This window comes from Nitrospinota bacterium (assembly GCA_016235255.1).
GTDB lineage: Bacteria > Nitrospinota_A > UBA7883 > UBA7883 > JACRLM01 > JACRLM01.
This window is the reverse complement of the sequence record JACRLM010000048.1, coordinates 21,613-29,545: the sequence shown is the minus strand read 5'-3', so window position 1 is coordinate 29,545 and position 7,933 is coordinate 21,613. Positions and strand designations below refer to the sequence as shown.

Genomic DNA, 7,933 nt, shown 5'->3' with positions numbered 1-7,933 from the left:
CTGCACACAGGCCACAGCCCGCTTGCGCAACTGCGTCAATGTCTTACTATCAAGCCCGCGCCCATCTGTATTCTTCATGGACTACAGCGTAACGCATATATCCACTTATGTCAATACTATTATGAGACGGTTAATAACTGCCATACGGGAAGGGATTATATCAAGGTAGCGGGAGTGATGATAGTCAAAAGTGGATGAAATCCTAGAGCGTAAGCCCTCTTTCGGAGGATTTTGCGAATTCGACGACGTTTTTCAGCGGCCCCTCCGCCACTCCCTGGGATTCTATCTTGGCGATGGCGTCGGTCAATGGAAGGTTGGACCGGGCCAGGATGTGATAGGCGTTTTTCAGGCTCACCCTGTCTTTTAGCGACATTCCGCGCTTTTTGAGCGCATATGCGTTTAGCCCGAAGGACGCCGCCGGATTGCCAGCCACGGTGAAATACGGCGGCACGTCCTGCACAATCCTGCTCATCCCCCCCACCATCGCCATCGCCCCCACCCGGACGAACTGGTGGATCCCGGCCCCTCCGCCGATCACCGCATAGTCGTCCACCGACACATGCCCCGAAAGACCCGCAAGGGTGGTCACGGTGATCTCTTTTCCAAGCTGGCAGTCATGTCCGATATGGACCTGGGTCATCACGAAGCACCCGGCCCCTATCACCGTGGACTTGCCCTCGTACATGGAGCGGTGGATGGCGGTAAGCTCGTTTATCAGCGCTCCGTCCCCTATCTCCACCCACGATGGGACGTTTTTCCAGTTGTACACCTGCGGGTCCCCCCCCACCAGGGTGTTGGCCCCGATGGTGACATTGGCCCCGGCCCGAAGCCAGTCCAGCGACACTCTTGGCCCGATCACGCACCCCGCCCCCAGCGTCACTTCCGGCCCGATGACTGTGAAAGGCCCGATAACGCACCCTTCGCCAATCGTGGCCTTTGTATCCACAATCGCCGTGGGATGGATGTCCGCCGCCATTATTTGCTGTCCGCCACCATCGCGGTAAGGTCCGCCTCGCAGGCCGTTTCGCCCTCCACCGTGGCGCGGGCCTTCACTTTCCAAAGCCTGCTTCTGGCCTTTTCAACCTCTATTTCTATGCGGATAGTGTCTCCGGGGATCACCATTCTTTTGAACCGCGCCCCGTCTATCGCCGCGAAATATATTATTTTCCCCCGGTCGTCCGGGCTGGAATATGTGGCCAGCGCGGCGGCCGCCTGCGCCATGGCCTCCACGATCAGCACGCCGGGCATCACAGGCTTTCCGGGGAAATGGCCGGGGAAGAAGTACTCCCCTCCGGTCACGTTTTTTATGGCCACCACCCTTTTGAAGGGTTCTATCTCCACTATCCTGTCTATGAGCAGGAATGGATGGCGGTGGGGTATGTACTGGTATAGTTCGTGATGCTCGATGATCATTCGTTTTTCCCCTCTTTGCCCCCCATTTTTTCCTCCAGCGCCTTCAGCCTTTCGTTCACCTTGTCCAGCCTTTTACCGGACAGCACAAATCTTTTATACTCCATGTTCTTCATCGCCAGCGGCCCGGAATACACCCCCGGCTCCGTCAAATCGGTGTGCACCCCGGTGAACCCGGCGACAAGCGCCCCTGAAGACACTTTCACATGGTCGGACACGGCCGAGGCCCCGCCGATCATCACCCCGTCCCCTATTTCCGACGAACCGGCCACCCCGGAGCATCCGGCGATTATCACGTCCCGCCCTATCACCGAATTATGGCCGATCTGCACCTGGTTGTCTATCTTGGTTCCGCTTTTTATTACCGTGGCCGAGAGCATCCCCCTGTCCACGGAGGTGTTCGCCCCTATCTCCACGTCGTCCTCTATCACAACGCTTCCAAGCTGGGGCACCTTGTGGTGTTTTCCGGAGCCGAGCCTTGTGTAGCCGAATCCGTCGGAGCCTATGGTGGTGTTGGCGTGGATCCGGCACCTGGCGCCGATCTTCGTTTTGCCGTACACCACCACGTTTTCGAACAGTTTTGAACCGGGGCCGACCACGCAGTTGGCCCCCACACGCGCCCCGGCCATTACGCTGACCCCTTCGGCAAGTTCGCTCCCGTCACCGATGGAGGCGTGGGGGCCGATGAAAACCCCCTCGCCGATCTTCACGTCCATCCCGATCACGGCGGTGGGATGGATGGAGGGGGCGGCGGCCTTTTCCGGGTGGAGCATGTCCATCACCATGGCGAACACGTAAAGCGGATTGTCCGCGATGATCGCCGGGCGGTCCACAGTGGAGCCTTTGGGAAGGACCAGCGCACCCGCCCGCGAAGCGGCTATGGCGGCGGCGCTCCGGTTGTTGAGCGCGAACGAAATATCGGACGGCCCGGCGGTGTCCAGCGGAGCGGCATTTGAAATCTCAATGTCACCGCCGCCGGACGCCGTCAGCCCCAAAGCTTCGGCTATGAGCCCAAGCTTCATTTTTTCTTGCCCTGCCTTGTTTCCTCGTCATACGCCTTGATGACGGCGCCGGTGATGTCCGCCGACTCGTCCAGGTACATCACAAATCCGCTTACCATGGCGGCGTCGTCACCTTTTTCAACGATGAGGGTGTATCCGTTCTTCTTGGCGTAGTCCTTGATGATCCTGCGCACGTCGGTGATGAGCTTGCGCATGGTCTGCCCCTGGGCCTTCTGAAGGGTCTGGGAGGTGTCCTCGCGGAACGCGTCCAGTTCCCTTTTAAGTTTCTTTAGCTCCTGCTCTTTCTCGACGATGGCCCCCTCTTTGGCCACCATCTTCTGCGACTCGATGTCCTTTTCCAGTTTCTTGATGGCGTCCAGCTTCTTCTCCAGGTGGTCCTTCTCCTTGTCGGCCCGGTCCTTAAGCTCAGTCAGGGCCTTTTTCCCCGCCTCCGAATCGTCCAGCACTTTCTGTATGTTCACCCCGCCGATCTTCGAGTCCGCCGCCGATATTTTCGGAGTGGCCAAGACTGCCGCCGCGCAGAAAAGCGCCGCCATTATTGTCCTCATCACTGTCATTCTCCTTTCGCTAATTGACTTCAAAACGCCCCTCCGATGGTGAAATGGAATTCGCTGGGCGACTCGTTCGCCTTTTTGTCCAGCTTGAATCCATACGCCAGGGTAATCGGCCCCATCGGGGAGAAGAAATGCACGCCCAGCCCCCAGCTGTGCCTCATATTCTCGATGTCGAAATTCTTGTCCGTCGTGTTGCCCTGCACGTCTCCTTTTCCATATACCTGGCCCCTGTCGTAAAACAGGTAGCCCCGGAAATACCGGGTGAAGGGATATTGTAATTCAGCGTTGAATTGCAGTAAAGCCTCGCCGCCGATCGCCTCGCCGTTCTCGTCCTTCGGGCCGATGTCCCGGATGGTGAAGCCGCGCAGGGAACGTGGGCCGCCCATGAAGAACTTCTGTGTTATCGGCAGGTCCTTCCCTCCATAACCGTCGGCGATACCTATCTTCGTGTGGAACATGCCGACAAAATTGAACGGAAGCCCCTTGTAAATGGCATGCTCGCCTGTCCCTTTCCAGAACTGCTGGTCGCCCCCCGCGCCTCCAAGCTCGAACAGGCCATAGAGCCTTTGCCCGTCGCTGGGGCTGTACGGATCGTTCCTGGTGTCGTACGTCAGCGACGGGTACACCATGCCGGTGGTGGCTATCCCCTCCTGCGCCAGCAGGTAAGAGCCTGCGGTGGTGGAGTCAATTATGGTCACCTCGGTCTTCTCAAGCTTGTAGCCGAGCCGTCCATAAAGGTATTCACCCAGCGACTTGCCTATCCGTATTCCGGCGCCGGTGTTTCGGGTCTCATAGGCGTCGTAAGTGTAGGCCGTGTTGTAAACGTCGAATCCGCCGGAGATCTCCCGGTCGAAAATGGCAGGCTCGGTGAAGCTCACCGAAAAATCGCTCCTGCGGGACGACGAGTCCACGGTGAACGAAAGGTCCTGCCCGCGGCCCATAAGGTTGGCCCATTTCACCTGCCCCTGGATTATCAGGTTTTCAATGGAGCTGTAGCCCAGCGAGAAGGAGAGCTGCCCGGTGTTGCGCTCTATCACTTTGGTCTCGATGTCCAGAAGGTCCTCTTCCTTCCTGCTGCGCTGTTCGATCTCCACGTTTTCGAAGAAACTGAGGTTGTTTATCCTCTGGCGGGAACGCCGGAGCTTTTCGCTGTTGAAAAGCTCCCCTTCGCCAAGGCGGAACTCGCGCCTTATCACCCGGTCCCGGGTCTCGTCGTTGCCGCTTATGTTTATGCGGCCCACATAGACCTTCTTCCCCTTCTGCACCGATATTTTCATGTCCACGGTCTTCGTCTCTTCCTTGGCCTCCACCGCCGGAAGGACGTTGGCGAAGGCATAGCCCTTCTGCGAGTACATGTCCGTTATCTCGAATATGTCCTGCCGGAACTGGCTTCGGTTGAAAACGTCGCCGCTCTTGAGCTTCACCTTTTCGGCAAGCTCGGCCTCCGTATATACCTCGTCCCCCTCTATCTGGATGGAGCCGACACGGTACTGCTCCCCTTCCGACAGCGGGAAGGTTATGTATATCTTGCGCCTCTCCTTGTCCACCTCCACTTCGGGGTCGAATATCTTCACCTTGATGTAGCCGTTGTCGTGGTAATACGACTCCAGCCGCAGAAGGTCGGTCTTAAGCGCGTCTTTCTTGTAAGTCCCCATGTCCGACACCGACGCGTACCAGGCCGCCGGTTCGCTCTCTATCTGCCCTTGCAAGGTCCGCTGGGAAAAGGCCGTGGCGCCCCGGAATGTGACGCCGCCGACGAGTATCTTCTGCCCCTCGTCTATGACGAACTCCACGTCCACCTGGTTTTCCCCGAGCTTTTTGACGATGGCGCGCGCGTCGGAAAAATAGAATCCCTTGTTGCGGTACACCTGCTTGATGCGGTTGCAGTCCCAGGGTATCTGGTCCTGCCGGAAAAACGTCCCCTTCTGGGTCTTGATCTTCGCGGCGACCAGCTTCTCCTCCACCTCTTTGGAGCCTGTGATGACGATCTCGCGGACGAAGGGCTTTTCCTTGAACACGTACGTGAGGACCACGCCCCCCTGCTCGTCGGAAAGGTCCAGACTTATCTCGTCGAAAAAACCGAGCCCGTACAGCCTGCGGATGTCCTCGGCGGCCTCGGCCGCGTTATAGGGCTTGCCGATCTTGGCGTGGATGTAATAGCGCACCGTGCTCTTGTCCGCGCGGGTCACGCCCTTTACGCGGATGTCCTTCACGGTTTTCTGGGGAGCGGCAAACGCCGTGGAAAATAAAAGCGGCGCCATGAAAATGGCTGCCGCCAATGCAATCCAGGAGCTTCGTTCGAGTTTTTTCATTCCACCGGTGGCCGGACCGTCACACGCTGCCTACCAGCGGATTCTTCTCGTGGAACTCAAGCTTGCCCTCCTCGAACGTCACCGTCACCCAGGAGCCCCTCTTGAACCTTCCGTATAACATCTCTTCGGAAAGCGGGTTCTCGATGAGCTTCTGCACGGCGCGCTTGAGCGGACGGGCGCCATAGGATGGGTCGAACCCTTCGTTGATCAGGTGCTCCTTGGCGGACTGCTCCACCTCCAGCGTGATCCCCTCCTCGTCCAGCCGCTTCTTGAGTTCTTCTATCTGCAGGTCCACAATCCGGGCGATATGCTCTTTCTCCAGTTTGTGGAATGTGACGATCTCGTCAATCCGGTTCAAAAATTCCGGGTTGAACGTCTTGCGAAGCTCCGCCTTGATCCCGTCGCTCATTTTCTTGTGCGATTGCTCCGGGTTGTCCGCCTGGAAGCCCAGCGTGGCGCCTTTTTCGATGATCCTCGCCGAAAGGTTGGAGGTCATTATCAATATCACGTTCTTGAAGCTCACGGTGCGCCCATAGCTGTCCGTCAGCCGCCCGTCGTCCATGATCTGAAGCAGCATGTGGAATATCTCCGGGTGCGCCTTTTCTATCTCGTCGAAAAGCACCACGGCGTAAGGCCGCCTGCGGACGCGCTCCGTCAACTGCCCGCCCTCCTCGTAGCCCACATAGCCCGGGGGCGCGCCAACGAGCTTGGACGCCGCGAATTTTTCCATGTACTCGGACATGTCCAGCCTGATAAGCGATGTCCTGTCCCCGAAAAGGTATTCGGCCAGCACGTTGGCAAGCTCCGTCTTCCCCACCCCCGTCGGGCCGAGGAACAGGAACACACCCATCGGCTTGTTAAGCTCTTTTAGCCCCATGCGGGAGCGCCGGATGGCCTTGCACACCCCGTCTATCGCCTCTTCCTGGCCGAAAATCTTCTTCTTCAGTTCGTTGGACATCACCTGGAGCTTGTGCGACTCCTCTTTTTCTATCCTGCTCAGAGGTATCCCGGTGATCGAAGAGACCACATAGGCGATGTCCTCTTCGCCCACCATCGGGCGGCTAAGGTCCTGCCGGGACTCCCACTGGTCCCGCAGCCTGTCCATCTCCAGCCGCATCTCCTCTTCCTTGTCGCGCAGTTCCACCGCAGCCTCGAACTCCTGCTTTTCGATCCGCTCCTTCTTGTCGGCCACCAGTTCGTCTATCTTCTTCTGCATGTCCCGGATGTCCGGCGGCAGCGTCACCTTGCGAAGATGCACCCGGCTCCCAGCCTCGTCTATCACGTCAATGGCCTTGTCCGGCAGGAACCGGTCGGCAATATACCTGTCCGCAAGGCGCACGGCGGATATGATCGCCTCGTCGGTGATCACCGCCTTGTGGTGCGCCTCGTATTCCTCTTTGAGCCCGCGGATGATCTCTATCGTCTCGTCCACCCCCGGCGGCTGGACGATGATCGGCTGGAACCTGCGCTCCAGCGCCCCGTTTTTCTCGATATATTTGCGGTACTCGTCCAGCGTGGTGGCGCCGATGCACTGTATCTCACCGCGCGACAACGCCGGCTTTAACATGTTCGAAGCGTCCACGCTCCCTTCCGCCGCCCCGGCGCCCACAAGGGTGTGTATCTCGTCTATGAACAGGATCACGTTATGCGCCTGGGTGATCTCCTTCATGATCGCCTTTATCCGCTGCTCGAACTGGCCGCGGTATTTCGTCCCGGCGATGACGGAGCCCAGGTCCAGGCTTATCACGCGTTTGTCGTATAAAAGCTGCGGCACCTGGCGGGAGACTATCCTTTGCGCCATCCCTTCCACTATCGCGGTCTTGCCCACCCCGGGCTCGCCTATCAGCACAGGGTTGTTCTTCGTGCGGCGAGCCAGTATCTGGATGACCCGCTCTATTTCCTTGTCCCGCCCGATGACAGGGTCGAGCTTTCCCTTGATGGCAAACTCTGTGAGGTCCCGGCCGAATTCGTCCAGCGCGGGGGTCTTGCTCTGTTGTTTTTCCTGGGTGGAGGCAGGTTCACGAAGCAGGCTGATGGTCTGTTCGCGCACGTCCGCGTATGTCACCCCGAAATTGACCAGGACACGGGCGCCGATACCGTCTTTTTCCCGCATCAGGCCAAGAAGGATATGCTCCGTCCCGATATAGCTATGGCCCATGGAGCGGGCCTCCTCGACGGAATATTCCAGCACTTTCTTCGCCCGGCTGGTGAAGGGTATGTCGCCGATGATAAGTGTGTTCGAGCTTGGCGGCATGTTCCGCTCCACTTCGGCGCGAACCTGCTTTAAGTCCACGCTGAGCCTCTGGAGCACGGCAACGGCCACGCCGCCGGCGTCTTTCAACACGCCAAGGAGCAGATGTTCCGTTCCAAGGTATTCATGCTGGTTTTTCTCGGCTTCCTCGCGAGCGAGGATAATCACCTTGCGGGCCCGCTCGGTGAATCTTTTAAACATTAACGGTCTCCCTTCGTTATGCGGCCAAGGCCCCGCTATCGCGGCCTGCGCCGTGTCCTTATCTGACTGATTCTAACACAACATCCGCCGCCATAACAATTTACGCTTCATCAAAGAAATTAACAGGCAAAATAGCACGTGCCGGACCGTTTTTAAGATAATTATTTCACCACAGAGGCACAG

At 58.1% G+C, this 7,933-nt stretch carries 6 protein-coding genes; all 6 read right to left on the bottom strand.

Annotation, left to right across the window (positions count from 1 at the left end; genetic code table 11):
- Positions 1-202 precede the first annotated feature (202 nt).
- The 6 genes from lpxA to HZB29_06450 are packed head-to-tail and all read right to left on the bottom strand — an operon-like array spanning position 203 to position 7,750.
- Positions 203-976 (bottom strand): acyl-ACP--UDP-N-acetylglucosamine O-acyltransferase, encoded by a 774-nt coding sequence (lpxA, locus tag HZB29_06475; protein MBI5815240.1) that lies wholly within the window; start codon positions 974-976, stop codon positions 203-205.
- Entirely contained in the window at positions 976-1,413 is a 438-nt protein-coding gene (fabZ, locus tag HZB29_06470; GenBank protein MBI5815239.1) for a 3-hydroxyacyl-ACP dehydratase FabZ, read from the bottom strand. The genes lpxA and fabZ overlap by 1 nt, the downstream gene beginning before the upstream one ends.
- Positions 1,410-2,432: a UDP-3-O-(3-hydroxymyristoyl)glucosamine N-acyltransferase gene (gene lpxD / locus HZB29_06465; protein ID MBI5815238.1), complete on the bottom strand. Its 1,023-nt coding sequence runs from the start codon at positions 2,430-2,432 to the stop codon at positions 1,410-1,412. Before lpxD ends, fabZ begins: the two co-directional genes overlap by 4 nt.
- Positions 2,429-2,980, bottom strand: a complete 552-nt coding sequence (locus tag HZB29_06460) for an OmpH family outer membrane protein (GenBank protein ID MBI5815237.1) — start codon at positions 2,978-2,980, stop codon at positions 2,429-2,431. Before HZB29_06460 ends, lpxD begins: the two co-directional genes overlap by 4 nt.
- 29 nt (positions 2,981-3,009) lie before the next feature.
- Positions 3,010-5,298: an outer membrane protein assembly factor BamA gene (gene bamA / locus HZB29_06455; protein ID MBI5815236.1), complete on the bottom strand. Its 2,289-nt coding sequence runs from the start codon at positions 5,296-5,298 to the stop codon at positions 3,010-3,012.
- Between the two features lie 19 nt (positions 5,299-5,317).
- Positions 5,318-7,750, bottom strand: a complete 2,433-nt coding sequence (locus HZB29_06450; GenBank protein MBI5815235.1) for an ATP-dependent Clp protease ATP-binding subunit — start codon at positions 7,748-7,750, stop codon at positions 5,318-5,320.
- Positions 7,751-7,933: the final 183 nt, after the last annotated feature.

Coding starts and splice junctions, on each gene's coding strand:
- HZB29_06450 (MBI5815235.1), bottom strand. CDS start 7,750: ATGTTTAAAAGATTCACCGAGCGGGCCCGCAAGGTGATTATCCTCGCT.
- lpxA (MBI5815240.1), bottom strand. CDS start 976: ATGGCGGCGGACATCCATCCCACGGCGATTGTGGATACAAAGGCCACG.
- bamA (MBI5815236.1), bottom strand. CDS start 5,298: ATGAAAAAACTCGAACGAAGCTCCTGGATTGCATTGGCGGCAGCCATT.
- fabZ (MBI5815239.1), bottom strand. CDS start 1,413: ATGATCATCGAGCATCACGAACTATACCAGTACATACCCCACCGCCAT.
- lpxD (MBI5815238.1), bottom strand. CDS start 2,432: ATGAAGCTTGGGCTCATAGCCGAAGCTTTGGGGCTGACGGCGTCCGGC.
- HZB29_06460 (MBI5815237.1), bottom strand. CDS start 2,980: ATGAGGACAATAATGGCGGCGCTTTTCTGCGCGGCGGCAGTCTTGGCC.